General features: G+C 62.8%; 27 protein-coding genes. 11 read left to right on the top strand and 16 right to left on the bottom strand.

Going from position 1 to position 26,879, the window contains the following annotated elements:
- Genes ilvE through HY921_10925 form a run of 6 tightly spaced genes read right to left on the bottom strand, consistent with a single transcriptional unit; the run spans position 1 to position 5,117 of the window.
- A complete protein-coding gene (gene ilvE / locus HY921_10950; GenBank protein MBI5631387.1) occupies positions 1–894 on the bottom strand; it encodes a branched-chain-amino-acid transaminase in 894 nt (297 codons plus the stop codon).
- A complete protein-coding gene (locus HY921_10945) occupies positions 891–1,598 on the bottom strand; it encodes an ABC transporter ATP-binding protein (protein MBI5631386.1) in 708 nt (235 codons plus the stop codon). The genes ilvE and HY921_10945 overlap by 4 nt, the downstream gene beginning before the upstream one ends.
- Entirely contained in the window at positions 1,591–2,802 is a 1,212-nt protein-coding gene (locus HY921_10940) for an ABC transporter permease (GenBank protein MBI5631385.1), read from the bottom strand. Before HY921_10940 ends, HY921_10945 begins: the two co-directional genes overlap by 8 nt.
- Positions 2,792–4,324: a lysine--tRNA ligase gene (gene lysS, locus HY921_10935; protein MBI5631384.1), complete on the bottom strand. Its 1,533-nt coding sequence runs from the start codon at positions 4,322–4,324 to the stop codon at positions 2,792–2,794. Before lysS ends, HY921_10940 begins: the two co-directional genes overlap by 11 nt.
- Positions 4,324–4,719: a response regulator gene (locus HY921_10930; GenBank protein ID MBI5631383.1), complete on the bottom strand. Its 396-nt coding sequence runs from the start codon at positions 4,717–4,719 to the stop codon at positions 4,324–4,326. The genes lysS and HY921_10930 overlap by 1 nt, the downstream gene beginning before the upstream one ends.
- A 14-nt stretch (positions 4,720–4,733) precedes the next feature.
- Positions 4,734–5,117, bottom strand: coding sequence for a response regulator (locus HY921_10925; GenBank protein MBI5631382.1), 384 nt, complete (start codon positions 5,115–5,117; stop codon positions 4,734–4,736).
- A 108-nt stretch (positions 5,118–5,225) separates the two neighbouring features.
- Between HY921_10925 and HY921_10920 the strand changes: the two genes are divergently transcribed.
- The 6 genes from HY921_10920 to HY921_10895 are packed head-to-tail and all read left to right on the top strand — an operon-like array spanning position 5,226 to position 9,410.
- Positions 5,226–5,675: a nucleoside-diphosphate kinase gene (locus tag HY921_10920; GenBank protein MBI5631381.1), complete on the top strand. Its 450-nt coding sequence runs from the start codon at positions 5,226–5,228 to the stop codon at positions 5,673–5,675.
- A complete protein-coding gene (locus tag HY921_10915) occupies positions 5,672–6,526 on the top strand; it encodes an alpha/beta fold hydrolase (protein MBI5631380.1) in 855 nt (284 codons plus the stop codon). The genes HY921_10920 and HY921_10915 overlap by 4 nt, the downstream gene beginning before the upstream one ends.
- Positions 6,527–6,528: 2 nt before the next feature.
- Positions 6,529–7,428, top strand: coding sequence for an N-acetylmuramic acid 6-phosphate etherase (gene murQ / locus HY921_10910; GenBank protein MBI5631379.1), 900 nt, complete (start codon positions 6,529–6,531; stop codon positions 7,426–7,428).
- Entirely contained in the window at positions 7,425–8,423 is a 999-nt protein-coding gene (locus HY921_10905) for an esterase (GenBank protein ID MBI5631378.1), read from the top strand. The genes murQ and HY921_10905 overlap by 4 nt, the downstream gene beginning before the upstream one ends.
- Entirely contained in the window at positions 8,420–8,665 is a 246-nt protein-coding gene (locus HY921_10900; protein ID MBI5631377.1) for a translation initiation factor, read from the top strand. Before HY921_10905 ends, HY921_10900 begins: the two co-directional genes overlap by 4 nt.
- A 1-nt stretch (position 8,666) precedes the next feature.
- Positions 8,667–9,410, top strand: a complete 744-nt coding sequence (locus tag HY921_10895) for an alpha/beta hydrolase (GenBank protein MBI5631376.1) — start codon at positions 8,667–8,669, stop codon at positions 9,408–9,410.
- Here the strand turns inward: HY921_10895 and HY921_10890 are convergent.
- The 3 genes from HY921_10890 to HY921_10880 all read right to left on the bottom strand — a co-directional run bounded on the left by HY921_10890 (position 9,399) and on the right by HY921_10880 (position 13,469).
- Entirely contained in the window at positions 9,399–10,616 is a 1,218-nt protein-coding gene (locus HY921_10890; GenBank protein ID MBI5631375.1) for a hypothetical protein, read from the bottom strand. The genes HY921_10895 and HY921_10890 overlap by 12 nt on opposite strands.
- Before the next feature lie 167 nt (positions 10,617–10,783).
- Complete coding sequence (locus HY921_10885) at positions 10,784–11,356, bottom strand: hypothetical protein (GenBank protein ID MBI5631374.1); 573 nt, start codon at positions 11,354–11,356, stop codon at positions 10,784–10,786.
- Entirely contained in the window at positions 11,349–13,469 is a 2,121-nt protein-coding gene (locus HY921_10880) for a hypothetical protein (protein ID MBI5631373.1), read from the bottom strand. The genes HY921_10885 and HY921_10880 overlap by 8 nt, the downstream gene beginning before the upstream one ends.
- Before the next feature lie 291 nt (positions 13,470–13,760).
- Between HY921_10880 and HY921_10875 the strand changes: the two genes are divergently transcribed.
- The 3 genes from HY921_10875 to bfr all read left to right on the top strand — a co-directional run bounded on the left by HY921_10875 (position 13,761) and on the right by bfr (position 17,344).
- Positions 13,761–15,248, top strand: coding sequence for a hypothetical protein (locus tag HY921_10875; GenBank protein ID MBI5631372.1), 1,488 nt, complete (start codon positions 13,761–13,763; stop codon positions 15,246–15,248).
- Positions 15,249–15,270: 22 nt separating this feature from the next.
- A complete protein-coding gene (locus tag HY921_10870; GenBank protein ID MBI5631371.1) occupies positions 15,271–16,779 on the top strand; it encodes a sodium/solute symporter in 1,509 nt (502 codons plus the stop codon).
- An 82-nt stretch (positions 16,780–16,861) separates the two neighbouring features.
- Positions 16,862–17,344, top strand: coding sequence for a bacterioferritin (bfr, locus tag HY921_10865; GenBank protein ID MBI5631370.1), 483 nt, complete (start codon positions 16,862–16,864; stop codon positions 17,342–17,344).
- A gap of 15 nt (positions 17,345–17,359) precedes the next feature.
- Here the strand turns inward: bfr and HY921_10860 are convergent, their stop codons facing one another.
- Positions 17,360–17,578: a (2Fe-2S)-binding protein gene (locus HY921_10860; GenBank protein ID MBI5631369.1), complete on the bottom strand. Its 219-nt coding sequence runs from the start codon at positions 17,576–17,578 to the stop codon at positions 17,360–17,362.
- Positions 17,579–17,617: 39 nt separating this feature from the next.
- Here HY921_10860 and HY921_10855 point away from each other — a divergent pair, with 39 nt between their 5' ends.
- Positions 17,618–18,259: a YdcF family protein gene (locus tag HY921_10855; GenBank protein ID MBI5631368.1), complete on the top strand. Its 642-nt coding sequence runs from the start codon at positions 17,618–17,620 to the stop codon at positions 18,257–18,259.
- On the opposite strand, the gene HY921_10850 is transcribed toward HY921_10855, so the two are convergent.
- Genes HY921_10850 through HY921_10835 form a run of 4 tightly spaced genes read right to left on the bottom strand, consistent with a single transcriptional unit; the run spans position 18,245 to position 21,378 of the window.
- A complete protein-coding gene (locus HY921_10850; protein ID MBI5631367.1) occupies positions 18,245–19,018 on the bottom strand; it encodes an ABC-2 family transporter protein in 774 nt (257 codons plus the stop codon). The genes HY921_10855 and HY921_10850 overlap by 15 nt on opposite strands.
- A gap of 20 nt (positions 19,019–19,038) precedes the next feature.
- Positions 19,039–19,833, bottom strand: coding sequence for an ABC-2 family transporter protein (locus HY921_10845; protein ID MBI5631366.1), 795 nt, complete (start codon positions 19,831–19,833; stop codon positions 19,039–19,041).
- Between the two features lie 12 nt (positions 19,834–19,845).
- Positions 19,846–20,817: an ATP-binding cassette domain-containing protein gene (locus tag HY921_10840; protein MBI5631365.1), complete on the bottom strand. Its 972-nt coding sequence runs from the start codon at positions 20,815–20,817 to the stop codon at positions 19,846–19,848.
- 54 nt (positions 20,818–20,871) lie between these two features.
- Positions 20,872–21,378 (bottom strand): peptide deformylase, encoded by a 507-nt coding sequence (locus tag HY921_10835; GenBank protein MBI5631364.1) that lies wholly within the window; start codon positions 21,376–21,378, stop codon positions 20,872–20,874.
- A gap of 357 nt (positions 21,379–21,735) precedes the next feature.
- On the opposite strand from HY921_10835, the gene HY921_10830 reads away from it, so the two are divergent.
- On the top strand, positions 21,736–22,785 hold the full coding sequence (locus HY921_10830; GenBank protein ID MBI5631363.1) for a hypothetical protein: 1,050 nt from the start codon (positions 21,736–21,738) through the stop codon (positions 22,783–22,785).
- On the opposite strand, the gene HY921_10825 is transcribed toward HY921_10830, so the two are convergent.
- Positions 22,779–25,703, bottom strand: a complete 2,925-nt coding sequence (locus tag HY921_10825) for an insulinase family protein (GenBank protein MBI5631362.1) — start codon at positions 25,701–25,703, stop codon at positions 22,779–22,781. The genes HY921_10830 and HY921_10825 overlap by 7 nt on opposite strands.
- Positions 25,684–26,859 carry a GTP-binding protein gene (locus HY921_10820; GenBank protein ID MBI5631361.1) on the bottom strand — a complete coding sequence of 392 codons (1,176 nt, stop codon included), beginning with the start codon at positions 26,857–26,859 and terminating at the stop codon, positions 25,684–25,686. The genes HY921_10825 and HY921_10820 overlap by 20 nt, the downstream gene beginning before the upstream one ends.
- Between the last annotated feature and the right edge of the window lie 20 nt (positions 26,860–26,879).

Genomic DNA, 26,879 nt, shown 5'->3' with positions numbered 1-26,879 from the left:
CTAGCGGACCTTGCTTTCCTCGTAGACGGGGGTGCCGACGGAGCGGGCGTATTCCCGGAAGAGAGCCGTGATCTTCTTGGTGACGGGGCCCGCCACGCCGCCGCCGATCACGCGGCCGTCTATCTTGACCGCGGCGATCACCTCGGCCCCCGTGCCGGTGAGAAAGACCTCGTCGGCGCGGTAGAGCTCGAAGGGGGAGAACATCTCCTCGCAGACGGCGATTCCCAGCTTCTCGCGGGAAAGCTCGATCACCACCTGGCGGGTGATGCCATCCAAGATGCCGGCGTGGGAGGGGGGGGTGTAGATGCGGCCGGCCTTGATATGGAAAATGTTGTCTCCCGAGCACTCGGTGACGTAGCCCTCCGAGTTGAGCAGTATCGCCTCCTGGGCCCCGACTCGGGTCGCCTGCTCGCGGGCCAGGATGTTGGTAAGGTAATTGAGGGACTTGACGCTGGGGGTGAGCTGGTCCGGGCCCTTCTGGCGGAAGGTCGAGGTTATGAGCTCCAGGCCCTTCTCGTAGTAGGCCTCGGGGTAAAGCTCGATCTTGTCGGCGATGATGAAGAGGGTCGGGCCGGACTTGCATTTGCGCATGTCGAGGCCCAAGTCTCCGACGCCGCGGGTGACGACCAGGCGAATGTAGGCGTCCTTGAGCTTGTTGAGCCTGACCGTTCCGACCACGGCCTCTTTGATCTCGGCAAGAGGCAGAGGAAGCTTCAGGATGATGGCGTTGGCTGAGTCCTCGAGGCGCTTTAAATGCTCATCGAGCTTGAAGACCCGGCCGTTGTAGGCCCGTATGCCCTCGAATATCCCGTCGCCGTAAAGCACTCCGTGGTCGAAGACGGAAACCTTGGCCTCGTCCTTTTCGTAGTATTCGCCGTTGATGTATATTTTCATGGCTTCTCCGAATGCTCCAAGAGGGTTCCGTCCGCCATGCGTAAAACGACGTCGGCGAACTGCGAGACGGCCTCGTTATGGGACACCAAAAGGACGGCGACCCCGCGCTGTCGGGCTAAATCCCCCAGGTCTTTAAATACCAATTCTCCGCTGTGCTTGTCCAGGTTCCCCGTCGGCTCATCGGCCAGGACCGCGGCGGGTTCGTTGACAAGAGCCCGGCACAGGGCCGCGCGCTGGCGCTCGCCACCCGAAAGCTGGGAGGGCAGGCGGTGGGAGAGCCCTTTCAAGTTGAAGCGGGACAGAAGCTCCTCGGCTTTTTGGCGCGCTTGGCCCAGACCGCTTAGGGCGGTCTGGGCCACGGCGATGCGCGCCGGCATGAGCACGTTCTCCAAAACGGTGAATTCGGGGAGCAGGGAGTCGAACTGGAACATGAAGCCGAGCCGGCGGTTGCGCAGAGCCGCTTTTCCCTCCTCGCTCAAGGCGCCCGCCGGCCGGCCCGCGAAGAATATCTCCCCGGAATCGGGCGTGTCCATGAGGCCCAAGAGATGCAGGAGGGTGGATTTGCCCGAACCGCTGGGGCCGAGCAGAGCCGTGAGCTTGCCCGCCTCGAGAGAGACGTCGAGCCCCCGCAGGACCCGGACCGCGGCCGGACCCCGGCCGTAGCTTTTCGACAGGCCCTTGGCCTGAAGCACGACCTCAGCCATAATGGATGGCCTCTACCGGGTCCACCTTGGCGGCGCGCGCCGCGGGATAAATCGTGGCCAAGAGGCACAACGCTATGCCGACCGCGGCCACGGCCAGGACGTCCCTGCCCTCGACAGAGACCGGAACCTGCGAAAGATAATAAATATCCGCTGGAAGCTCGACGATGGGATAGCGTTTTATGATCCAGCAGAGGATGAGGCCGAGGCCGAGCCCGCTGGACAGCCCCAGCCCGCCGATGAGCAGGCCCTCGGCCGCGAATACCCGCCGGATCTGCCCGGGTGTAGCACCCATGGCCTTCAAGAGGCCGATGTCCCGGGTTTTCTCCACGCTGCGCAGGATCAAGGTCGAGGCGATGTTCAAGGCCGCGACCAGGATGATGAGGGCGAGGATGAGGAACATCACGGCCTTCTCCAGCTTGAGCGCGGCGAAGAGGGTCCGGTTCATCTGCTGGTAGGAGCGCACGAGAAACGACAGGCCGAGTTCCTTCTGCAGTCGTTTGGCCGCGCTCTCGGCCTGGGAGAGATCCTTCACCTTCACCCCGAGGCCGGTGGCCTCGGCCTTGACGCCGAAAAACCCGGCCGCGGCTTCGAGGCTCGTGTAGGCCGTGCTGGCGTCGTACTCGTAATAGCCGGTATGGAGGAGGCCCTCCACCTTGAATTTCTGCATCCTGGGGAGGAGCCCAAGGGGGCCGGCCGCGCTTTGCGGGGAGACCAGCACCACCTCCTCCCCGACCCAGGCTCCCAGATGCCGGGCCAGCTCCTCTCCAAGGACGATCCCCGGGGTCTTGTTCCCCTTAATCCCGGCCCAGGACCCCTCGCGCAGGGATTTGGCCAAGTCGTTGACCTGGAATTCCTTCTCCGGGTCCAGGCCTTTCAAAACCGCGCCCACGGTCCGGTCCTTGCAGGTGAAAATCGCCTGACCCAGGATGAATGGGGCCGTGGCGCTTACCTCGGGATCCTTCTCCACCGCCGCGGCGAGCTTGCGGGAATCCCAAGTCTGGCCGTAGATCGTGATATGGGCCTGGGCCCCGATGATTTTTTTCTGGATGTCGCTCTGAAAGCCGTTCATCACCGAAAGGGTCGTGATGAGAGCCGCCACTCCCGTGGTGACCCCCAGCACCCCGATCGAGGTCGTGAGCGCTGCGAAGAGCCCCTTGCGCTTGGCCCGGAGGTAGCGCCAAGCCACGAAAAGCTCAAACGTCATCAGGCTTCAAGGTGGGAAACAGGATGACTTCACGGATGGAGCTCTGTCCAAGGAAGAGCATGGCGAGCCTGTCAATGCCCACCCCGATCCCGCCCATGGGGGGCATGCCGCATTCCATGGCCTCGACGAAGTCCTGATCCAGGGCCTCCGCCTCCTCGTCGCCCTCCTCCCGGCGCTGGCGGGTCTGCTCGAGGAAGCGCTCTCTCTGGTCCTGGGGATCGTTGAGCTCGCTGTAGGCGTTGGAAAGCTCCTGCTGGAGCCCGAAGCATTCGAAGCGCTCGACCAGACCCCCCCGCGAGCCGGCCTTGAGCTTGGCCAGGGGGGTGATGGCGGTGGGATGGTCGAAGACGAAGGTGAGCTCGTCCAAGTGCTCGAGGATCCTGGCGTCGAAAATCCTCTCGAAAATCTTGGCCCCCGGAGTCTTCTCGTCGGCCGGGACATGGAGTGTGGCGGCTAGGGCCAGCAGGGCCTTGCGGTTGAAGCGCTTGCCCTCGAGTATCGAGCCGATTTTATCGCCGCAGTATTTTTCCCAAGCCTCGGGAAGATAAAGACGCCGGAAAGGGGGGAGGAGGCTCACGGCCTTTTCCCCGTGAACGGCCTTGCTCATCTTCAGAGCTTCGGCGCACTCGCCCATGAGCCGCTCGAAGAGCTTGGCCATGCCCTCGTAGTCCGAGTAGGCCTCGTAGGCCTCGAGCATGGTGAATTCCGGGTTGTGCCTGGTGTCTATGCCCTCGTTGCGGAAGATCCTGCCGATCTCGTAGACCTTGTCGAAGCCCCCGATGATGAGCTTTTTTAGGTAGAGCTCGGTCGCGATGCGCAGGACCATGTCGTTTTGGAGGGCGTTGTGGAAAGTCTTAAAGGGCCGGGCCGAGGCGCCGCCGGCCTGGGAGAGGAGTATGGGCGTTTCCACCTCCAGGAAGCCCAGTCCGTCCAAGGTCTTGCGCACGGTGGAAATCATGAGTGAGCGCTTCAGGAAGCTCTCGCGGATCTCGGGGCTGCCCATGAGGTCGAGGTGGCGGTGGCGGTAGCGCAGCTCCACGTCCTTCAAGCCATGCCATTTTTCGGGCATGGGGCGAAGGGCCTTGGAGAGCAAAGTAAAGCGCGAGACCGCGATCGTGATCTCCCCGGTCCGAGTCTTGAACACCGTCCCCGCCGCGGAGATGAAGTCCCCGGCGTGCAAGTCCTTCTTGATGAGTGAGAAATCCTCTTCCTTCAAGGCGTCCTTCTTGAAATAGAGTTGGCAGCGGCCGGTGCCGTCCTGCAGGTGGGCGAATATGGACTTTCCCATGTCGCGCAGCGACAGGAGACGTCCCGCGCAGGCGACTTCGCGGGCGCTATGCTCGGAGGCTCCTAAGGGAGCCCCGAGCTCGAGGGCCTGGGCGCAGGCGTGGGTCCTCGCGCTTTTCGCCGGGTAAGGGTCCACTCCGCGGGACCGAAGCTCCGCCACCTTGGCCTTCTTGAGGGCTAGAATTTCTTCTAACGAGGTTCCTTCGTCGGCCTGCGCCGGCTTGGGCGCTTCCATCAAGATTTCCTGCCGACCAGGATTCCCGCTATCAATTCCTTGAGCATCTTGGGATCGAAGGGCTTCTGCACGTAAGCCGCCACGTTGGGGGCCATCTCGAAGAGGTCGCGCATCTTCTGCCCCTTGGCGGTCAGGACCAGTATCGGGATATTGCTCGTGGTGGGATGCTCCTGCAGCTTCATGTTCAAAGTGTAGCCGTCCATTATCGGCATCATGATGTCGAGGATGAGAAGGTCGGGGATGCTTGCTTGGGGGTTGGGCGGGTCCATGCCCAGGAGCTGCATGGCCGCGCGGCCGTTGCCGGCCTCGAGGACGCTGTAGCCCTCCTTTTCCAGCATGAAGCGCAAAAGAGTGACGATTTCAGGCTCATCGTCGATGACGAGAATGGTGGACATGCCTGGCGCGGCGGCTATCGCCGGGAGGACTTCAGCATGCTGCTGATGAGCTCGCGCAATTTGTGGGGGTCGAAGGGTTTTTCGATATAGGTGGCGACGTTGGGGGCAAGCTGGAAGAGGTCGCGCATTCCGCCCTTGGCGGTAATCACCACGATGGGGATGGAGCGCGTGCGGGAGTTGGAGGCGAGCCGGGAGCTCAGCGAGTAGCCGTCCAGGATAGGCATCATCACGTCCAAAAGGATCAGATCGGGAGGCTCCCCGCCCGAGGCCGCCTCGGGCTCCAGCCCGAGCTTTTGAAGGGCTTCGGCCCCGTTGTAGGCCTCGCTCACCCGGTGTCCGTCCTTCTCCAGCACGTACTTAAGGAGGGTCACGACGTCCTTCTCGTCGTCGACGATCATGATATGGGCCATATCTTTAGAGGAGCTCGATCCCATTCTAACACTTAGCCGGGATCGAGTCAATCACTTGAGCCGGGCCTCCGATTTTATTAAAATCGTTCAATGGCAATAGAAGAAACCCTCATACTCATCAAGCCGGACGGTCTGGCGCGCAGGCTCACTGGGCTGACCATCGACCGTCTCGACGCCGCGGGCCTCGAGATGGTGGCCGCCAAAATGGTCGGCGTGTCGGAGGATCTCGCCCGGGAGCATTACAAGGCGCTTTCGGACAAGCCGTTTTTCGCCAGCCTCATCAAGTACATCCGCGGGGAGTTCCACGGGCTCAAGGACAACCGAGTCCTGGCCATGGTCTACCGCGGGGAAGGGGCCATTGCCAAGGTGCGCCAGATCGCGGGCGCTACGAACCCCGAGCAGGCCGCTCCCGGCACCATCCGGGGCTCCTTCGGGCGCATCACCACGGCGGGACAATTCGAGAACGTCATCCACGCTTCCTCGGATCCGGCCGACGCCGCCCGAGAGGTCAAGCTCTGGTTTTCCCCCGACGAGATATTGAGGTGAGGCTCCTCTGGGCCGCGCTGGTCATCGGGGGAGCGTGGGGCGCTTCAGCGGTCAAACCCGCCAAGACGTTGCCCGAGCTTCCGGGAGAGCTTGTCGAGCTCAGAACCCAGGATGGCTGGACCCTCAAGGGCCGCTACTTTCCCGCTCAAAAGGAGAGGCTGACTTTCATCCTCCTGCACGGCCGCAAGCAGCGCAAGGAGTTTTGGCAGCGCCTGGCGCTTGAGCTGGCCAAGGCCGGCTACGGCTGCCTCGGCCTCGACCTACGCGGGCACGGAGGGAGCGCCACGGCTCCGGACGGCCAGCCCAAGACCTGGAAGCAGTTCAAGGCCGGCAAGGGCGAGAACGACTACGCCGACATGTCCCTGGACATTCAGGCCGCGGTGGCCCACTTGGGGGGCCTTGGAATATCCGAGGATAAAATCGGGCTCATCGGCTTCGAGGTCGGGGGGTCGGTGGGCGCCAAATACGCGGCCGTGCATCCGAAAGTCCCCATGTTCGCGTGGCTCTCTCCGGGGATGAGCCACCAGGAGGTGGTCACGGTGAACGCCGTGCGCGCCTACAAGGACCGCCCCATCCTGCTGATCTACTCGGAGCGCGACAAATATCCCGCCAAGGAGACTCCTATCCTCTATGCATTCGCCAAGCGCTCGGCCGGCGAGCGCAACGCCACGCTGATCTCCGTCCCTGACCGCGACGGGGCCAAGCTCTTGAACGGCGGCATGTGCCGCAAGATAGTGGAGTGGATCGCAAACCCGATCAAGCCCGAGCCGGAGCCCGTGGCGGACGACGCGCTTCCCGAGGGTTCGCCAGGGCCGGCCGCTCCCGCGGTCCAGCCGACGCAAGTCCAGTAGGCGTGGCCCATCATCCCGGCGTCTACGCCCGGCTTCCCACCGAGAAGCCCAATCCCAGGACCCGGCATATAGATTTGAAAAGCGCGCTCGAGATTGTGCGCGTCTTCAACCGGGAGGACGAGGGCGTGGCCCGGGCCGTGGGCCGGGAGGCCGCGTCCCTGGCGCGGGCGGCCCAGGTCGCGGCGGCTTGCTTGAGCCGCGGCGGAAGACTCATTTTCGTTGGGGCCGGGACGAGCGGGCGCCTGGGCGTGCTGGAGGCGGCGGAGTGCCCGCCTACCTTCAATACCGAGCCGGGGCAGATACAGGCCGTGATGGCGGGCGGCAAGTCCTCTGTGTTTCGCTCCAAGGAAGGGGCCGAGGACGACCCTCGCGCCGGGGCCGCCGCGGTGCGGGGCTTCTCGGCCGGGGACGTGGTGGTGGGGATCGCGGCCAGCGGCATCACCCCTTTCGTCCAAGGCGCGCTCGAGGCGGCCAGGCGCCGGGGTTGCCGGACGGTTCTGGTGACTTCGAACGGCCGGCCCGCCGGCAATCCCGCCGAGATCACCATCGCCCCGCGCGTGGGGCCCGAGGTGATCGCGGGCTCGACCCGCATGAAGTCCGGCACCGCGGCCAAGCTCGTGCTCAACACTTTGACGAGCGCAGCCATGATTCGCCTGGGCAAGGTGCACGACCATTGGATGGTGGACTTGAAGCCCACCTCGCGCAAGCTCCGCCTGAGAGGGGTGCGCATCATCTGCGATTTGGGCCGCGTGAGCCCGGCCCGGGCCCAAGGGTTGTTCAAAAAGTCCGGCTGGAGCGTGAAGCTCGCGGTGCTCATGGCCCGGTCCGGCCTTTCCTTGTCCGATGCCCGGTTGGCCCTCGAGAAAGCGGGGTCCCTGCGCCGGGCCTTGGAGAGTCTGTGAAAGGTAAGGTCCAGATCGAGGCGGTCTCGAGTTCCGTCTTGAAGGGAAATCCCTTGAGCGACCCTCACCGCCGAGAGATCCCGGTCTACCTGCCGCCGTCCTACGGGAAAAAGCGCGGCAAGCCCTATCCGGTGATCTATTATCTCGCGGGCTTTACCGGCGGGGGCCGGAGCGTGCTCAACTACAACCCCTGGAAGGAAAATCTGGCCGAAAGGCTCGACCGCTTGATTGCCCGGGGCAAGGTCCGGGAGTGCGTCCTGATCATCCCCGACTGCTTCACGGCCTTTGGTGGAAGCCAATACGTCAATTCTTCCGCGGTCGGGCGCTACGAGGACCACGTCGTGAAGGAGCTTGTCCCCTATTTTGAAGACAAGCTTCACCTCAGACGCGGCCCCGAGGGGCGCGCCGTCATGGGCAAGTCGAGCGGGGGTTACGGGGCCTTGAGCTTGGGGATGAAATACCCCGAGGTTTTCGGGCATGCGCTGTGCCACAGCGGGGACATGCTTTTTGAAAGGTGCTATGGCATGGACATCCCCAAATTTATCAATTGCCTGGATCAGCGCGGCGGGTCGGCCGCACGCCTCGTGAGGGAGTTCTTGAAGTCCAAGCGCAAAGACCTTCTCGACCATGCGGCCGTCAATATCTTGGCCATGGCCGCCTGCTATTCGCCCAATCCGAGAAGCCCCTGGGGCTTTGATTTTCCCTTCGACACGAGAACCGGGGAGCTCATCCCCAAAACATGGGCGCGCTGGAGGGAAAAAGATCCGGTCGAGGCCGCGCAACGCTTTCGCGCCAATCTCAAGAAATTAAAGACCCTATACTTCGACTGCGGCCGCCGCGACGAGTTTTGCCTGCATCTGGGTGCGCGCAAGCTCTCCCGTGTCCTCAAGGGCTTGGGGGTCCGGCATACTTACGAAGAGCACGACCTCGGCCATTTCGACATGGCCGAGCGCCACGACCGTTCTTTCCAGCTTTTGCTGGGTGCCACTCCATGAAACAGCCTGAACCCCTGCGTCTTCGCTTTCTACGCGGCTCCAAGGGCGCTGGAATGACGCGCATCGAGCGGCTGAGCCTGCACCCCACGCTTAAGGCCGAGCTTCTATCCCGGCTCAAGAAGAGGCTGGCCTGCGGCGGGGCGGTCAAGGAGGGGGCCCTTGAGTTTCAGGGGGACCACCGCGATTTCCTGGAGGCGGAGTTCAAGGCCCAGGGCTATCAGGTCAAGCGGGTCGGAGGCTGACATGCGCCCCCACAGCGCTTCTCAAGTATTCCGCTACAAGGGCGTGAAAATGGTCGGGGTCTTGAATTGGCTTGAGTCTTCCAAGAACCAAAAGCTTCCCGCTGTCTTGTTTCTTCACGGGTTTCCCGGAGCTGAGAAAAATACGGATATTCAGCGGGAGCTTCTCAAGCATGGAATCGCCAGTTTTTCCCTGCATTTTCGCGGGGCTTGGGGTAGCGAGGGGCTCTTCTCCTTCGGCGATCTGGCTTTTCAAGCGAAGGCCGGGCTAAAATTCCTGCGCGGCCAGGATTTCGTGGACGCCCGAAGGCTGGCCGTTTTCGGCTTCAGCATGGGAGGCTGGACCGCCATCAGCCTGGGTTCTTTGGAGCCCGGGCTCAGGGGCGTGGCCGCGGTAGCACCCGTGGGCGGGCCCGAGATGGTCACGTCGGACACCCGCAGGAAAATAGCCCATCTCTGCCAGCCCTTGAGGGTCAAATCAGCCGACTTCCTCCATCGCGATTTCATCGCGGCGGTTCATCGCTGGGATCCAGCCCGAAGCGCGGCAAAGCTCCGATGCCCGCTTTTGCTCATCCATGGGGAGGCAGACGAGATGGTGGCCCTCGCCGTTTCGCGGAGGATTTTCGCGGCGGCTCATGAGCCCAAGAAGCTGGTCAAGGTCCCGGGGGCCAGACATGACTTCCTCGATCGCCGTGATTGGCTGGCCCGAACCGTCGTTGATTGGCTATCCGCCCTTTTAAAAGTCTAGGCCGTCGCAGCTAAGGCCCCTGGATCTCAGGATTTCCTTCAACGCGCCCATCTCCCGGCGGTAGCGGTTTTCCACCGAGCTCACGTAGGGATACCATTCCTTCAACTGCCCGCCCTCCTCGCCGCTGAAATACGGCGCGGTCTCGGATGCGATATCATTGAGGCGGCCGCAGCGGTTCGTCAGGCGGTCTCCGTTTTCCCATACTTGGAAATGGCCGTCCGACAGATAGGACTTTTTAAGCTCGATCAAGGCTCGCACGTTGCGGGCGGGGATATACTGGCCATAGTAGACTATGCGGTGGGTCTCGATGGGATTGATCCCGGCTCTTTCCTGCGCGGAGGCCGTTCGGCCCCTGGCGATGATCCCTATGAGCACTTTCTCGGCCATGAGGCCGTGGTAGGAGCCTCCCGGCGCGTTTTCCTGGGGATTGGCCAGGAAATAATTCTCCAAGGCGTCTGAGATGATCCCGCGTCGGTCGGGGTCGAATCGTTTCGTCCCGGCGTAGGCTTCCCGCTCGTACTCGATCTTGAGGGCGGTTTCCCGGATCAAAGCTTCATCGCAGAACCCATCCGGACAGCTTCCTTGGACCATCATCAGATCCCGGACCGGGCGATTGTGGTATTGCCAGGCGTGGGTGAGCTCGTGGGTGATGGCGTCTCCAGCGTCTTCTTGAAAGGCTTTGGCGACCTTGGGATCGTTGAGGCCCAGTTTGCGGCCCAGCTCCAGCCGGCGCACGAAGAATTCCGTGTAATTGATCTTGATCGTGCCCTTGGGGTAGAATTCCGTGTCCGGGTAGCGGTAGTCGAGATCGTCCTCCGCGGACCAGCCCAAAGCGGTGCTTTTGTCCTTGTGATTGATGACGGCCGTCGTCTCAAGCGCGATTTGCTGAAGGTGCGGCGGCAGCCGATCGAACACGTTCTCGTAGGCCTGTTGGATGAGGGCGATCTCAAGATCATGCTTCACCCTGTCGGGGTCGGCGCCGTGCTTGCCGCCCAGTTCGCAGACGATCTTGAACTTCGGCCCGGCCGCGGTCTTTGCGGCCAGGGGCCCCGGCTTGTCGCTGCGCTTCCAGCATCGGGGGCAGTCAGTCAAGCCTGACAGCTCTTTGAAAGCGGCGGAGTTGTCGGTCGTGATCCCAAGGGGTCCTTGGGACCAGCCGGGAATTCCAAACCAGGAGACGAGACAGACGGCGAGAAAGTTCTTCATGGACCGAGGATAAGCCCGCTGGCTTCAAAATGCCTGGGCCGAAAGGGTAAGGTGATTGGGATTTGGACCTAGACAGTTTTCGGGACTTTGGGCCTATCTCCGCGCGCGCAATCGGGCTGCGGTTTTACAATATCACCCATAAGGTCATTTTATCCGGATAAAATGACCTACTTCTCTCCCATCATCTTGAAGGAGCGCAGAAACTTGACGAAGAGGTTGCGGTACTCCATGAAGTTCTCTTGGCTGGAGGAAAGCCGGATCATATAGTAGCTTTCGCCGCTCGGGACCACGGCCATGAAGTGGTGGATCTCCTCCTCCACCATGGGCACGAGATCCGCCGGCAGGCGCCGGGTCTCGCTCACCTCGAAGACCTTGGCCAGGGACCCCGAGATTCGCATGGCGCGGCTGGCGGTGGCCGAGCGGTGGGGTGCTGAGCGGCGCAGGTTCTCGACGGCCTTCTTGTAGGGCACCCAGCCGGGCTGTCCTTTCTCGACCCAGTGGATGTCTATGCCGAGGCGGTAGGTCCCGGCGGGGTTGTCCGGCCCCAGAAGGTGGACGGCAAATCCCGAGGGCTCCTCCTCCTCGAAGGACTCCCAGCCGACCGCCGGGATGTCGCAGTAGAACGCGTGCGAGGGCGGCGTGTAATGGACGACATCGGAGCCGCCGAGCTGGGCTTGGGCTTGCATCGCCGCGGCCCCCAAAGCCGCCGCCAGGAAAGCGCTTGCAAGGGCCTTATTCATGGGCCTGCTCCTCCCTGAATTTCTGCTCGGCCAGGAGCATCTCGTTCAAGAGTCCCTCGGCCCTCTGGATGCCGGCGCGGACTTCTTCATGCTCCTTGAGGCACTCCTGGCCGGTCCAGGGTTTTATTTTTTCCGCGGCCCGGGCCGTGTCCACCATGATTTTCTGGCGCGCGCTCTCGGCCTGGCCCTCGTCTATGAGCCGGGCGCGGACCAAGGCTCGCGTGTCGTAAGTGAGAGCTTCGCGCAAGGCGGCGGGGCTTGCTTGGCCCTGGGCGTTGTCACAGGCGTTCTGGCCTTGGACGAAGGATGCGAATTGCGCCAGGCTCGTCCTCTTGGGGTCCAGGCGCCCGCCGCGAGAGGAGGCCAAGGCGTGGACCAAATGGTCCCGGTATTCCGTGGGGTGCTCGAGCCACTCGTGGTAGGCGAGCCTAAGATCCGGGTTGAGGAAACGGTCGTCCTGCAATTCATTGTGGAGCTTGGCGTAGAACATCATCTGGGCCCCGCGCGCGTAGAGCTCGGCCGCGTAAGGGGAGAGATCCCAGCTTTGCCTCTGGGCTTCCAAGAGGAGGAGTTGGCGCAGGAGATGCCCCCCCTGCTCCTGGTTGGAGAAAGTCCCGCGCAGGCTGTCGTCCGCGTAGAATTTGGACATGCCCCACTCCGCCATTTCCTGCTTGGCGGCCATCCCGTCTCGTCTCAATGCGTCTACCTTGACGTCGGAGACGTGGATCTGGGCCAGGTAGTCGGGAGAATCGGGAAGGAGGCTCTCGACCTTCCCCCAGAACATTTTTTTGCGGATGGCGATCACCGCCCCGGGGTTCAAGGCGATGACGTAGCTCTTCTCCCCGGAAGGGGCGGTTTGCTCTACGACGTTGCCGTAAAGGCTCCGGCCGGCGCGATTTGAATCCATCGAGATCAGGGGGAGACTTGCCAGGAGCGCGTTCAGGGCCCGGGGCCGAGCGAAGGCCGGGGCCTTGTCCGAGATCATGCGAAGCAGGGCCTTGATGTCCCGGGAGTAGGGCGCATCGGCCAAGAACATCTCGAACTCGGCGTGCGAAACGCCCTTCAATGTTTCCGGGACTGGTGGAAGAGGCGTGGTGGGGGCGACTGTTCCGGCGCTTGTCCCGGCCGCGGCAGTCGTCGAGGGGGGTACCGGTGGAACTGCGGCAGCCGGGGGCCGGACCGTGGCCGCCGCGGCCATGGCCACCAGATCTTGGGATGCGCCGGCCGCCGCGGTCGGGGCGGCGGTTACTGGAGCAACCGTTGCGGCCGTTCCTGCCGGAGGGGCCGCGGCGACGGCCGGGGCGCTCGGCACGGGCTTGAGCACTCCCAAGTCCGCGGGGGCCGGCGGCTGAGGCGCGATTGGAGGCGGAGCCACGACAGGGCCGGCCGCAACGGCGGCCGGAACAGCGAACGCCGGAGGCGCGGCGGGCGAAGCAGCCGCGGAGGAGCCCTCGATTCTAGGCGAGGCGATGGCCGGCGCGGCGAGGAAGGGCCTCGGCTGGGGCGCCCACCGCGGGGCCAGGCTCGGGTTGGGCACGGGCTTTTGAGCAACTTGCGCGAGCGCTCCGGGGGTCTCGGCCGGCGCTTCCGGCTCCGGGGAAAGATCGGGCTCGGGGTCTCTCATATCGCTCAAAGCCAGTTCGTCGCTCACCATGGGGGGAGGGGTCTGGTTGATTTCCTCGAGCTCCTGCAAGGTGAAATAGGCCCGGAATTTCTTGCGCGTGCTCCAGGTGAAGACGCTCCAGTTCTCGCGCAAAATGCCGCGTATTTGCTCGCGCTCAAGAGGGGTGAGATTCTTCTCTCCATCGCTGTTTCCGAGGATGAGCTTGATCTGTAGGAAGGCCCGCAGGCGCTGGGCGCTTTCCAAGCGTTGAAGAAGGTAGGGTATCTCGGAGGCTTGGACCGCTTGGGAACTGGGGTCGAGGATCGAGCCGTCGGCTCGGATTCGGTAGTGGTTCTTGACGAGGAGCTTGATTTGGCTTGCGGAGAAGGCGTGGCCCACGGCCGCGGTTGCCGGGTTAAGCGTGGCCGGAGGCGCCTCGAGGCCAAGCGCCAAGGAATATCCCAGCCCGAATGAAAGCGCCGTTAGGGCGCAGATATAGTATTTTCTCACAGCTCGCGTCGTCGCGCCAATGATCGCATGGTCTAGAAATCAGGAGCGGTAGTTATCCACAAAAATTTCCTGGGAAAGTTTTGTGGATAACTACGGACGCTACCCGATTGCTGGTCCGCAGCCCAGGGGTATTATGGAAGCCATGTATTATATAAATGTTGCGCCAGGCTGCCTTTTACCAGGGCCAAAGGGGCATGCCCCGGGTAGGCCCTCCCTGCCACTGACCGGCCCCGCCCCTGCGCAGGGGCGGGACCTCTTTACCCGCCGCTAGAAAATGCCATAATGGCTTCCGTGAATCCTGCGGAGCTCGTGTTTCCAGGCTTTAAATTCGGCCTGGACGACCCTGACGAGGCCCTGAAGCTGGTCGAGCTGGGGGTGGGAGGCTTCTGCCTTTACGGCGGAGAGGTCGTCGAGGTGGCGCGCTTTACCCGAACGCTCCAGGCCAAGGCCCGGACGCCTCTTCTCTTCTGCGCCGATTACGAGGACGGCGTGGCCTCTCAGTGCCCCGGAGGCACGGCCCTCTCCGCCAACATGGGCTTGGGCGCGGCCAACTCCGAGAGCCTGGCCTACCAAAAGGGCGCCATCACGGCCGCCGAGTCCGTGGCCTTGGGCGTGCGCTGGGTTTTCGCGCCGGTCGTGGACCTGGCGACCGAGCCCAAGAATCCCATCGTCAACACGCGCTCGTTCTCGAGCGATCCGGCCACGGTCACGAGATTAGCCCGGGCCTACATCAAGGGCCTGCACGCGGGCGGGGCCCTTTCCTGCCTCAAGCATTTTCCCGGCCATGGGGAGACTATCAAGGACTCGCACCTGGAGCTGCCCATTCTTGAGGTGCCGCGCTCGACTCTATCCCAGCGGGAGCTCGTTCCCTTCCAGAATTTAGCCGAGGAGGGGGACTCCGTGATGACCGGACATTTGAGCGTGCCGGCCTTGGAGAAGGACAAGGATCTGCCCTATTCCCTTTCCTCGGACGTGGAAAAGACCTTGCGCCAGAAGCTGGGCTTTAAGGGCTTGGTGTGTACGGACGCTTTGAACATGCAGGCCGTGGCCGGTCATTTCGAGGAGACGCGGGCCGCGCGCCTGGCTCTCATGGGAGGCTCCGACATCCTCCTGGTTCCGGCAAAGCCCCGAGACCTGGTCGCCGCGCTCTTTTCAGCAGTGGAGGAGGATTCCCGACTCGCCGCGGCCGCGGCCGCGGCCTGCGGGCGCTTGGTCGAGGTCCGGGAGCGATATGCCGTGGGCCGCTCCGCGGCCGCGGAGCGGCCCCGAGACTCATCCGGAGATGCGTTGAGTCTAGTGGGCTCGCCCAAGAATTGTGAGATAGCCCGGAAGATGGCTGAGGCCTGCCTGGCCTGGTCGGCGGGCCCCAAGCCCCTGACGGCCGGCGCGCAGATCAGGTATTGGGAGCCCGAGGAGGAGAATCCCAAGGACTGGCTCGGCAAGGATTTTACGAAAGAGCTCGCGCAAGCCGGGGCCCGGGTGAGCCCGGTTCGGCCGGACCAAGGGGCCGAGCCAGAGGACGTTTTGGTGGTCGGTTCCTTCCTCGGCCCCAGGGCCTACACCGGAAGGATCGTCTACGGCCGCGGGGAAATCGCCCGCATTCAATCCATGCTTGGCCGTTTTCCCCGGGCCCGGGTGGTTTCCTTCGGCAGTCCCTTCGTGTTCCAGACCCTAAAGGCTGCGGGGCTTTGCGCCTTCTCGAAGAACAGCCCGGCCCAGAAGGCCGCTGCCAAGGCCCTGCTGGGGCGAGTGGAGGTGTCGGGCCGCATGCCGTTCTAGGCGAATCCCGGCCGCGGACTTTATGGAAGAAATGACGCGCTGGTTCTCGGGGCAGACCAACCTCTCTGTCGCTGATTTCACGGTGCTTGCGTCCATTCTGGCCGTTATGTTCTTGATGGGCTGGTATTTCGGCCGCAAGGAGGAGAGCACCGAGGATTTCTTCCTGGGCGGACGGGCCATTCCCTGGTGGGTGGCCTGCCTTTCCTTCGTCGCCACCGAGATCTCGGCCATGACCATCATCGGGGTGCCCGCCACGGCCTACCGGGAGAATTGGAACTACGCCCAATTCTTTATCGGCTCGGCCTTGGCCAGGATATTCATCGCGTTCCTCTTCATCCCGGCGTTCTACCAATATAAATGCACCACGATCTACGAATTCCTGCGCCACCGCTTCGGGCGACACACGCAGTACACGGCTACCTGCTTCTTTTTCGCGACCCGCCTGCTGGCCTCGGGGGTGAGGCTCATGGCGGCTTGCCTGGCCGTGAGCGTGCTGCTGGGCTGGCATATCGTTCCCGTCATCGCCTTGTTCTCCTTAATCGGAGTGGTCTACATCGGCTACGGCGGCATCAAGGCCGTGGTCTGGACCAACGTCCTTCAGGCCTTGACCTTCATCGCGGCGGGGTTGGCGGCCCTGGGCTACGTCTACTCCCGTATAGACGGCGGCATGGACGCGGTCCTCCAGGTGGCTGGGCAGGCCGGGAAGCTCGACATAGTGAACTGGGGGCCGTCCTTGGGGGAGGAGGGGTTCATCCATAAATTCTTCTCGGACCCCAACATCATCTGGGTCGCGATCTTGAACGGCTTCTTCGGCTCCATGGCCGCCTTCGGGACGGACCACGAGATGATGCAGAAGCTCCTGACCGTTGAGACCCGGGTCGAAAGCCAGAAGACCATGGTGCTGAGCATATTCGGGAGCTTCTTCGTGCTCATCCTCTACATGGCGGTGGGCACTGGACTTTTCGTCTTTTATCAGCTCAACCCCGGAATGGCTCTCCCGGAGAAGCTCGACAAGATTTTTCCCCACTTCGCGGCCACGAGCATGCCAGAGATATTGAGGGGCCTGGTCCTGGCCGCGATCGTCATGGCCTCTATAGACTCCCCCTTGGCCTCGCTCACGGCTGTTTTCGTGACCGACATATACAAGCCGCTGTTCAAGCCCCAGGCCAACCAAAGACATTACCTGCGCGTCTCCCGCCTCGCCGTGGCCGCCTTCGCCGTCATGCTTGGGGCCATCGCCTATTTCTTCAGCTTCTTCGACCGCATCCTATGGCTTGCCTTCAAGATCGGGGGGGTGACCTTCGGCTCCCTTCTCGGGGTGTTCCTATTCGGGCTTCTGACGGACCTGCGCGCCAACAAGGCGAACGTGGCCTCGATGCTCATCATGGCGGGGGTCAACGCGACCCTCCTTTATTTCTCCGAGCTCAAGATATTCCCGTTGGGCTGGAGCTGGCTCGTGATCCTGGGCACGGCGGGCACCTTCGGTCTCAGTTGGGCTTTGGCGCCCCTGTTGGACAAGCACCGGGACTAAACCTGGGGTTCTTGCGGTGTTTAGGCTGGAAAATGTTAATATATCCAGCCTTAGAATATTAATCAGAAGAGCGGGGTCATTCATGAAAGGCGATTCCAAGATCATCGAGGCTTTGAACAAGGCTTTGACCATAGAGCTGACGGCGATCAACCAGTATTTCGTCCAATCCAAGATGTGCCGCAACTGGGGCTACCACAAGCTCGCCAAGAAGCATTTCGACGAGTCCTTGGAGGAGATGCGCCACGCCGAGAAGCTCATAGACCGCGTCCTATTCCTGGAGGGCGTGCCCAACATCGCCCGCTACGACGTGATCCGCGTGGGCACCGACGTCAAACGGCAATTCGAGAACGACTTGAAGCTCGAGATCGGGGGTGTCAAGTCGTACAACGAGGCCATCGACCTCTGCGCCAAGCTCAAGGATGGAGGCAGCCGCGAGATTTTAGAGCATATCCTCGAGGAATCCGAGGAGCACGTGGATTGGCTCGAGTCCCAGCTGCACGTGATCGGGGAGATCGGCCTGGCCAACTATCTATCCGAGCAGTTGGGGGAGGAAAAAAAGGGCTAGCCTGAATTATTCAGGCTAGGGATTGGCGCGCGGCAGTTCGCGCTCCAGGTATTCCTTTAGGATGGGATGGCAGGCCGTGCAGCCCTCCCCCGCCGAGGTGTAGGCGATGATGTCCTTGACCGTTTTGATCCGCCGGGCGTGGATGGCCTCGAGGATCTGAGCCTCATTGACATTGAGGCATGCGCAGACGATCTTGGATTTTGACCCCAGCATCTTATTGAGATTCAATTTCATTAAACAACATCCCCCGCCGAAAATCAACCCGTTTCCCAAGTGAAAACCGCGAGGCGCTGGCTCAAGAGGGTCATGGCCGGGCTCGCGGCCCTGTCTTTGTGCGCGGGCGCCGCCCTCCTCGGCGTGGGCTGGTGGATAGACTATTCGGACGACCCCCAGCCCAGCGACCTTATGGTGATCCTGGCGGGGGGATTCGCCAGGCCCTTCTACGGCGCAGAGCTTTACAAGAAGGGCTACGCTCCCGAGGTCTGGATATCCCGGCCAGATCCCGGCCAAGAAGAGCCCTTGCTCAAGAGCGTGGGCATTTCCCTTCCTTTTGAAGAGGACATCAACAGGAAAATCCTGCTTGCCCGCGGGGTTCCCGCGGACAGGATACACTTCTACGGCAATCGGGTCGTGAGCACGGTGGACGAGGCCCTGGCCCTGCGCCGGGCCGCGGCGACTCGCGGCAAGCGGGTGCTGGTCGTGACTTCTCGCTACCATGCCCGGCGCAGCCGCAGGATTTTATCGGACGTCCTCGAAGGCGCCACGGTCCGCGTCGCGGCGACCCCTTACGAATCGTTTTCCCGTTGTTGGTGGAAGGACCAGGGCATGGCCCGATCGGCCATTCTCGAGATATTCAAGACCGTCTACTACTGCCTGGGCGGACGCTTCCTAGCGCCCGAATCAGCTCGAGGATGAGGTGTAGCGCTTGACCGAGTCGAGCCAGAACCAGCGGCTGGCGGCCAGGGAGACGGCGCAGAGAGCGAAGGCGTAGGCGGTCCAGCGGGATTCCAGGAGGCCTAAGAGGGCCTTGGCCGGGAAGGTGACCATGACCGCGATGGGAAGCGCCGTCGTCAGCACCAGGCGCGCGGCGGCGCCGTAGATGTCCGTGGGGAATTTTCCCATGAACATGATGTCGCGGTAAATCCAGATGGTGTTCTCCAGCTCCTGGGTGCGCACGGCCAGGGCCGCCACGAGGACATGGATCGCCATGGCGATGCCTATGCCGTTGGCCGTGAGAAGCGCGTAAAGGACGTAGCGGCCCATCCCGATGCCGGCCGGAAGCCGCGCCAAGACCGCTCCCATCATGGCCAGGACCGGGACGGTGAGCGCGATGTCGAGGAAGTCCACCGTACCGAAAAGGAGACGGAACAGGGGAGAGCAGGGCTGTATGAGGTAGAAGTCGAAGTCCCCATCGGTCACCGCGCGCCTGGCTCCGTAGATCCCGCGGAAGAATATCTGGGCCGCGATGTCCACGATGTTGAAGGTGAGAAAGAACAGCGCCATCTCCACCAAGGAATACCCCGCCAAAGTGTCGGTATGCTGGAAGACCGCGGCCACGAAGGCGAAGAAAAACGCGAAGCGCACGAGCTTGCCCAGGAGAAAACCCACCGAGCCCAGGGCATAGGCGAGCTGCCCCTGCAGGCTCATGGAGGCTATGCGCAGCCAAACGGCCATATAGAAGCGGAGGTTCCCTCTCAACCGCCCTCCGCGGAGTAATTTTGGAGGCCGCGCTTCCACAAGGCGGAGCTTGCCTTCAAGAAAATCGCGAGCCATAGCCCTTGCAAGGCGAGCGTTCTCAGGGCCTGGACCGGTGAGAGCCTTTCCAAATAGATATTGATGGGCAGAAAGACCATATAAGGGAAAGGGGTGAAGGCGAGGGCCTTCTGAAGGCCGAGGGGAAGGACATCCAGCGGGAAAAATGTTCCCGCCGCGAACTGCAGAAAAAGCTCGAAGCAGAAGAGCGGTCCTCCCGACTCTGAGGTCCAGAAGGCCAGGGAACTCACCATGAACTCGAGGAAAAAAAACACCAAGGAGGACAGGACCGCGCCCACGGCGAAAGTGGCCCAAGCCATTGGGCTTTTGGGCAGATAAACGGGGGCGCGGACCAGAAGAACCAGGACCCCGATCTCGATGAAGGCCGCGGCCACGTGGACCGTTTTCTGGGCCAGGTCCAGGGCCAGGCTGTAGCCATGGTAGCTGATGGGCCTCACGAGGTACGACGAAATGCGCCCGGAGGAGATTTCGCCCACGAGCTCCCAACCCCGCCCCGTGAAGACGAAGGAGCGCAGGAGATTCATGGCCAGGACGTAGCTCAGCATCTGCTCCCGGGAGTAGCCTAGATACGAGCTCTTGCTGCCCAGCAAGGCGATCCAGAAGTAATAGAGGCTCACGATCACGGCGATTCCTCCTAATCGGTCCATGAGCAGCGAGGAGCGTCTCTGCAGGACGTGCTGCAGAGAGATCGAATAGGCCGTCCAATATTTCAGCACGAGAGATGAATGTTAGGCGCCATGTGTGAATATCTTGCGCACGATATCGTCGATGGAGGCCTCCTCTATGGTGAGGTCGGCCACTGGGAAGGATTTGAGGAACTCGGCGGCGCGCTGGGAGACCTTGGAGCGCGGCACCTCGACCGCGGCCCGGAGGCCTTCCGCCTCCACGACCGTGCCCAGGGACTTAAGGTCGGCCAAGGCCACCTCCTTGTCGAAGACCATGCGGATCACCTTGTGCTCCGCGTACTTGGACACGAGCTGGTCGAGCCTGCCGTCGTAGAGTATGCGCCCGCGCTCGATGATGAGCACCCGCGGGCAGAGCTCGACCACGTCGTCCATGTTGTGGCTGGTGAGAAGGATAGTGGCCTTGTGGCGCTTGTTGTATTCCCGGATGAAGGTGCGCACTTTCTTCTGCATCACCACGTCGAGCCCCAAAGTGGGCTCGTCGAGGAGAAGGAGAGCCGGCCGGTGCAGGAGGGCCGCGGCCAGCTCCGCCCTCATGCGCTGGCCCAGGGAGAGCTTCTTGACCGGGACGCAGAGGCATTCCTCGAGCTCGAGAAGCTCCACGAGCTCCCCCAAATTGCGCCGATACTCCCCCTCCGAGAGCCCGTAAATCACCTGATTCAGGCGGAAAGTCTCCTGGGCCGGGATTTCCCACCAAAGCTGGGTGCGTTGGCCCATGACTAGTGAGAAGCGCCTTTGGAAACTGGATTTTCTCTCCCAGGGGACGTACCCAAGGGCCGTGGCCTTCCCGGAGCTTGGGGTAAGCAGTCCAGAGAGCATTTTCAATGTCGTGGTCTTGCCCGCGCCGTTGGCCCCCAAAAAGCCCACGAGCTCGCCTTCCTCTATCCTGAAGGAAACGTTGTCCACGGCCCGCGTTATCCGCCAGCGCCTATGGAAGAATGACTTCAAGGCCCCGGCCAGCCCCGGGTCCTTCTCCGGCACGCGGTAATCCTTGGTGAGATTGCAGGTTTCTATCATGGGAATGCTGATGCTGGTGTCAGACTTGCAACTTATGCAACTTATTGAACTTCTTTAGGTGTAGCAGAGTGTCGTGAGATCGGCCATGCGGTCGAGGTAGACCTTGCCAGCCAGGTGGTCGCACTCGTGCTGGACGACCCGCGCGGGGAAGCCCTCGTAGAGGCGCCGGAAGGGTTTGGCGTCCTGGTCGAGACCGGAGAGTTCGACTTTGAGGTGCCGGCGAACCTTGCCCCGCAGGCCGGGGACGCTCAGGCAGCCCTCCCAATCTTCGGTCGTCTCCTGCCCCAGGAGCTTAAGCTTGGGATTGAAGACCATGGCGAGTTCGATCCCGGCCGGGTGGCGCGAGCCCCCCGGCTCCAAGCCCATCAGGAAGAGGCTCAGCCCTTCCCCTGCTTGATTGGCCGCTATCCCCACGCCCGCGTACTCCAGCATGGAGGCCTCCATCTCGGCGATAAGCCGCCGGACCTCGGGAGCTTGTATCTCCTTCGGGCTCAAGTCGCGCGTCGGCGCGCGCAGGACGGGATGGCCGAGCACCGTCACCTTCCGGATTGCCGTTCCCACGACCATTATTTCATGATGCCACTTTTCGCGGAGAAATGCTAACTTTAAGAGGCTGGCGGAGGCCACCATCGAGCCTCACCGAATTACCGGCCTCGACTGAGGGATCTCTACGACGCCATAGTCAGCTATCCAACCGACGGCCGATTCCATTCCCATCGCCTCATGGCTGAACTGCCGCAGGTTAAAGCAGAACGCTACAAAGATAGAATGGCGCCGGGCATCAACCGCTTCGGCGCCACAAAAACAGAACCCTCCAAACATTAGAGCAAGCCCCCTTCGCGGCTGCGCGCCTCCCGCGGGGAGGCCTGCGGCATAGGCCTTGACAGGATTCGCGGGCCGGGTTAAGCTGGGCCTGCGATGGTTGAAACCTTGGAACACTTGATCCGGCAGGCCGCCCATCACCCGCGCCAGCCGCGCCTGCCCCTCTACCGCGAGCTTCTGCGCTCGGAGAGCTTTCTTTTGACCGTGGATGAGCCCATGGCCGAGGCCGAGAAGAAGCGCGTCACGCGCTCGGCCGAGAGCTTCCCCATCTGGGCCGACCGCGACTCGGAGTTGGGAGGGGTCTGGGTGCCGGTATTCCCGGCCAAGGACTCGGTGGCTCTCTACGTGGAGGCCAAGGGCCTCCAGGCGCCCTCCGGCCAGGAATTTCTCTGGATGGGGCACGATCCAGCCTCGGTTTTCGGCCTGCTGCGCGGCATCAAGTGCTTTTCGGGCATCAAGCTGTACTTGGACGAGGGAGCCGCGGTCCAGCTCTCCTGGCCAGAGGTCAAGGCCCTGTCATTGGGGGAGATCCCAGGCGAGACTCCCGAGCTATACAACCTTCCTGTGGCCCGGCTCACTTTGCCCGCGGGGATGCAGGTGGCCTACGGCAAGGTGGAAGTGGGGGGCGCCAAGGGAAAAGGAAAGCTTCTATACCTGCCCCAGGCTGGTCATTTCAAGAACGAGGACTTGAGAAAGCTCGTCCGCCTCGATTTGGGCGGCGAGGACGCGGCCTGGATGCCCTGCCGGCATTTCCTGCAGGTCCTGCGCCTTTTGCGCGGCTCCGAGGAGGGCGAGACCAGCCGCTACGTTGAGGATCTTCTCTGCGCCTTGGTCGAGTTCCAGATGTACGGGGAGGCTGAGGCCCTTTGCGAGTGGCTCGAAAAGCGGGGCCGGCAGGCCTACGCCTGGATGGCCCTGGCCGTGATCTACCAAAAGAACGGGAAGCTCTTGGACTGCGCCGACCTTTGCCGCCAAGGCCTCGAGCGTTACCCGGCCGAGAAATTTTTTCCGCTCCACGGAGCCGACGCCCTGGCGGCTCTGGGCCAGAAGGCCGCGGCGCTGCGCATGCTCGAGGAGGCCCTCGAGCGCTTCCCCCGGGACGTCCAGCTCGTCCAAGCCCTCGAGGGGCTCAAAAACCCTCAGTAGGGGAAAAGCTGGTCCAGGGCCTTCTCCTCGAAATCTCCCAGCTTGTTGATCTCGCCCAGCCCCAAGCGGTCCCTGTGGCCCATTATGTAGAAAGTCATGGGCTTGTCCTTGAAGCGCGCGGAGAAGTCCTTCAAATCCTCGAGGCGGTACTTCAGGGCCTTGGCGAAGCGCTCTGGCCTGGGGTCTCCATCCAGGCCGTGGTCTTCCCAGTCCATGACCGCGCCGGGAACGGCCCGGAAAGAAATGCGGTCGGAGCGGAGCGATTCCTCGATGGACTTGGCGGTTTCCTTGAAGCGCTCCTGCGACAGCGGCACGGCTTGGAACAGTTCTGCAAGCAGGCGCGCGGCCTCGGGGGTCTTGTCGGCTTGGCAGCCCAGGCGCCCGTAGGCGTAGTTCTCGTCGCCCAGGAGCTCGCCCCGCGCGTAACCCCCGCCGGCGGCGTAGGCCAGGGCCCGGGCCTCCCGGATCTCCTGGAAAATGACCGAACTCATGCCTCCGCCCATGTACTCGCCGAAGAAGGCGTAGTCCACGGCGTGGCTCTTGTCGTAAGTCTCGTCGGCCGCGAAAAGCCCGACCCGGGACTGCACCATGTCGCGGTGCGTAAAGTAGACCGTGGTCTTGCGCGGCTTCTGGAGAAGCAAGGGCTCTGGCTTGGGGGTGTCCCGCCAGGACGTTCTTGAATCGAGGAGCTTGGCGACCTCTCTGGGCGGGCGGTTGCCCACGTAGCCGACGCGGCGCTTGTAGGATGGAAAGTCCTTGATGATTTTCTCGAGGGAGGCCGAGGCCAGAGCCTTCAGCTCCCGATCCGTGAGCTCGTTGAGGACCGCGCTTTTCCGGCCGCGCATGGCGTACTCCGCCAGGGCCTGGTAGACGCTGCCCGGATTCTTCTTGTTGTCCTGGTGGGCTCCGAGAGCTACCTCCACGGCTTTTTTGAGGATATCGGGAGCGATGTTGGGCGTCTCGAAGCGCTCGCGCATGAGTTCGAGGGAAGGCCAGAGGTTCTCGTTGAGCCCGCTCAGGTGGACGCCCGAGGAACGCTCGCCGCAAGAGTAGGACAGGCTTGTTCCCAGCCTATAGAGGCGCTTCTTGAATTCCTCGGCGCCGAGGCTTCCGGCCCCGGAGAGCTCGAGGAGTCCCAGGGCCGCGCAGAGGGTCCTCTCCTGGCGGCTTCCACGCTCGAACTCCCAGGAAAGGGCGAAGAGGTCGTTGAAGGGGTTCGGGGCGGCGTAGAGCCTGCCCTGGGGCGCGTCCTCGATGAAATAATCCTTGCCCCGCGCCAGCCAGCGCGGCTCGATGGGCTTGGCGGGGAGATTCAGGATCTTGGCCGCGAAAGCGGACTGCCGCGCTGGGTCTATCGCGATCTTTGTGAAGGCGGGCTTGGGGATGCTGGGGATGTCGGGCTTGCCGGGGCGTCGGTAGGCCGCGACCCGGTTGGGTCCTAGGTACTTGCGGGCGACGCGCAGGACGTTTTCTCTGGAGACCCGGCCGAGGCGCTCCAGGCGCTGGACGCGGCGGGCCCAGGGTTCAAAAGCTAGGAAGGACTCGGCCATGGCCTCGACCCTTCTCTCGTTGGACTCTAGCTGGTGCTTCTTGCCGATCTCGAAATCCGTAATCACGGCCTTGAGGTCCTCATCGGTGAAGGCCCCTGCTTTCAGCCTCTCCAGGGTCTCCAACAGCAGGGCCTCGGCTTGCTCCAAGGTCTGGCCGAGCTTCGGGACGGCCCAGAGGGTGAGCTCTCCGCCCTCGTTCTCGACTGAAAGCGAGGCGCCCGCACCCTTTACCTTTTGGGCCTGGTTGAGCTCGAGGTCAATCAAGCCCGCCTGGGAGTTGTCGAGGAGCAGGCTCATCACGGTCAGGGCCTCGTTGTCGGGATGAAGAATCCCCGGCACGGGCCAGGAAATCAGCGCCTTCTCCTCCGCCTCGTAGCGCACCTCGACGCGCTCGATGCCTCGCGGCGGGGGAATGGCCTGGGCTTGGGGCTGGGGGAGAGGCTTGCCCGGGAGCGCTCCGAAATACTTCTTGACCGCAGCCAGGGCTGCCTTCCGGTCGAAATCCCCGGAGAGGGCGATCGCCATGTTTCCCGGGACGTAGTGCTTGCGGTAGAACTCGTACATGGCCGAGAGCGCCGGGTTCTTGAGGTGCTCGACCGAGCCCAAGGTGCTTCGGGCGTAGGGGTGGCCCTTGTACAGGGCCTTGGCCATGGCCTCGCCCAAAATCCTCTCGGGGTTGTCCATGGAACGGTTCTTTTCCTCGTACACCGCCTCGAGTTCGCTCTGGAAAAGGCGGAAAACCGGATGGGCGAAGCGTTCGGCCTCGACCAGGGCCCAGGCCTCGAGGCGGTTGGCGGGAAGGTCGCAGACGTAAACCGTCATCTCGTCGGAGGTGAAGGCGTTGATTCCTTGGAAGCCCATTTGATTGTAGAGCTTGATTATCTCGTTGGGAACGGCGTAGCGCGAGGCCGCGATATTCTCGGTGTCTATCTCCTTATAGAGGGCCTCCCGTTCCTTGGGATCCCTGGAGGCGAAACGCTTGTCGTAGAGGGATACGATGCGGTCAAGATGAGGCCTTTCCTTGGCGTAGTCGATGCTGCCCATGGCACTCGTGCCCTTGAAGAGCATGTGCTCCAAGTAATGGGCCTGCCCCGTGTTGTCGGCGGGGTCGTGCTTGGAGCCCGCCCGCACCGCGATCCAGGCCGCGATGCGCGGCTCCTGGGGGTTGGGGCTGAGATAAACGGTGAGGCCGTTTTCCAGCCTGTGAATGGTGGCTTTGAGAGGGTCCTGGGGGTTGGGCGCTTCCAAGACCTGCGGGACAAGCGGCGCCCAGTTTTCGGCCCGGGCCGGACAAGCCGGGCCGAGAAGGATAAGAAGACAAAGAGGCGTCCAAGCGAGCCTTGCGGCTTTAAGGGGATTTCGATTCATGCAATTTCAGCTGTTCCTCGCTGGGTATGGCGGCCCAGGTGTAATGGTTCTGCGGGTTCCATAGAACCCAGTCCGTCACGCCCATCCGCGCCGCGGCCAGTATCTGGGCGCGGACCTGCTCGGCGCGGTAGCGCCAGCCCAGGGAGAAGTCCTGGAGGTAGGGGCGCAGGCGGGGAGAAAGCCCTCCCAGCTTCCGCGTCGCGTCTCGAAGGCCCAGATGGATGGTTTTATACGGTTCGCGGTTGGGATTGCGGATGCCGTACTGGCCCTTGCTGTAATGCGAGGGGTACATCATGGGAGAGACGAAATCCGCGCCTTGGACGAGCTCCGCGATGTGCTGGCCGATGCCCATACCGCTGTCGTCGCTCGTGGTCATCCCGAAAACGCAGATGGAGAGCTTGACCCCTCGGGGCCTGAGCCTGCTTCCGGCCAGGGCCAGGAAGTCCCGCAGGTTCCGGGCCGCGGTCTTGTCGCCATGGTCGCGACGCGAGTAGCGGCAAAGGGCCGTGTTGCCGTCCGAGGGAAATCGGATGTAGTCGAACTGAATCTCGTCGAAGCCCGCCGCGGCCGCGCGCTCGGCGATGGCGAGGTTGTACTCCCAGACTTCCCGGCGGTAGGGATCCACCCAGGCCACGCCCTTGTCGTTGGTCCAAAGCGAGCCGTCCGGCTTTCGGACCGCCCAGTCCGGCCTCCTGCGGGCCAGCCAATCGTCCTTGAAGAGGACGATGCGCCCGACCGTGTAGAGGCCCGCGGCCTTGAAGTCGCGGACCGCCGCGGGCAGATCCGGGATCGCGTTGACGTAGGAGCCGAGAGCCTTCGCCTCGGCCACGCCGCGCACGAACATCCGGCCGTCGTATTCCTTGAGAGCGATCACCACTGCGTTGAGGCCAGCCTTCTTGGCCTCGGCTATGAATTGCCGGCGCGCCTTGGCAAATCCCGCCACCCAGCCGGTGAGGTGGATGCCGCGTATCGGCGTCCTGTTCCGGCTTGGATTAGGCCGGGGCTCGGTGGCGGCCGCCGGTTTTAAGGCCGCGATAGGGGGCGGAGCCGGCTTTGCGGCGAGCTCGGGGGCGGGGACGGAGATTTCGGTCTCGTGGCTGGCATGCGCCGATGAGGCAAACGCGGCGCTCAGGAGAAGTGAACAAACGAAAGCCATGGGGTCGAGGAGTATATCAT

It is taken from the genome of Elusimicrobiota bacterium (assembly GCA_016218575.1).
Lineage (GTDB): Bacteria > Elusimicrobiota > Elusimicrobia > UBA1565 > UBA9628 > JACRDN01.
This window is presented reverse-complemented; position numbering and strand designations above follow the sequence as displayed.

What these genes read in the sequence shown, in the direction of transcription:
- ilvE (MBI5631387.1), bottom strand. Translation starts at nt 894, where the DNA reads ATGAAAATATACATCAACGGCGAATACTACGAAAAGGACGAGGCCAAG.
- HY921_10945 (MBI5631386.1), bottom strand. Translation starts at nt 1,598, where the DNA reads ATGGCTGAGGTCGTGCTTCAGGCCAAGGGCCTGTCGAAAAGCTACGGC.
- HY921_10940 (MBI5631385.1), bottom strand. Translation starts at nt 2,802, where the DNA reads ATGACGTTTGAGCTTTTCGTGGCTTGGCGCTACCTCCGGGCCAAGCGC.
- lysS (MBI5631384.1), bottom strand. Translation starts at nt 4,324, where the DNA reads ATGGAAGCGCCCAAGCCGGCGCAGGCCGACGAAGGAACCTCGTTAGAA.
- HY921_10930 (MBI5631383.1), bottom strand. Translation starts at nt 4,719, where the DNA reads ATGTCCACCATTCTCGTCATCGACGATGAGCCTGAAATCGTCACTCTT.
- HY921_10925 (MBI5631382.1), bottom strand. Translation starts at nt 5,117, where the DNA reads ATGATCGTCGACGACGAGAAGGACGTCGTGACCCTCCTTAAGTACGTG.
- HY921_10900 (MBI5631377.1), top strand. Translation starts at nt 8,420, where the DNA reads ATGAAACAGCCTGAACCCCTGCGTCTTCGCTTTCTACGCGGCTCCAAG.
- HY921_10895 (MBI5631376.1), top strand. Translation starts at nt 8,667, where the DNA reads ATGCGCCCCCACAGCGCTTCTCAAGTATTCCGCTACAAGGGCGTGAAA.
- HY921_10890 (MBI5631375.1), bottom strand. Translation starts at nt 10,616, where the DNA reads ATGAAGAACTTTCTCGCCGTCTGTCTCGTCTCCTGGTTTGGAATTCCC.
- HY921_10885 (MBI5631374.1), bottom strand. Translation starts at nt 11,356, where the DNA reads ATGAATAAGGCCCTTGCAAGCGCTTTCCTGGCGGCGGCTTTGGGGGCC.
- HY921_10870 (MBI5631371.1), top strand. Translation starts at nt 15,271, where the DNA reads ATGGAAGAAATGACGCGCTGGTTCTCGGGGCAGACCAACCTCTCTGTC.
- bfr (MBI5631370.1), top strand. Translation starts at nt 16,862, where the DNA reads ATGAAAGGCGATTCCAAGATCATCGAGGCTTTGAACAAGGCTTTGACC.
- HY921_10860 (MBI5631369.1), bottom strand. Translation starts at nt 17,578, where the DNA reads ATGAAATTGAATCTCAATAAGATGCTGGGGTCAAAATCCAAGATCGTC.
- HY921_10850 (MBI5631367.1), bottom strand. Translation starts at nt 19,018, where the DNA reads ATGGCCGTTTGGCTGCGCATAGCCTCCATGAGCCTGCAGGGGCAGCTC.
- HY921_10840 (MBI5631365.1), bottom strand. Translation starts at nt 20,817, where the DNA reads ATGATAGAAACCTGCAATCTCACCAAGGATTACCGCGTGCCGGAGAAG.
- HY921_10830 (MBI5631363.1), top strand. Translation starts at nt 21,736, where the DNA reads ATGGTTGAAACCTTGGAACACTTGATCCGGCAGGCCGCCCATCACCCG.
- HY921_10825 (MBI5631362.1), bottom strand. Translation starts at nt 25,703, where the DNA reads ATGAATCGAAATCCCCTTAAAGCCGCAAGGCTCGCTTGGACGCCTCTT.
- HY921_10820 (MBI5631361.1), bottom strand. Translation starts at nt 26,859, where the DNA reads ATGGCTTTCGTTTGTTCACTTCTCCTGAGCGCCGCGTTTGCCTCATCG.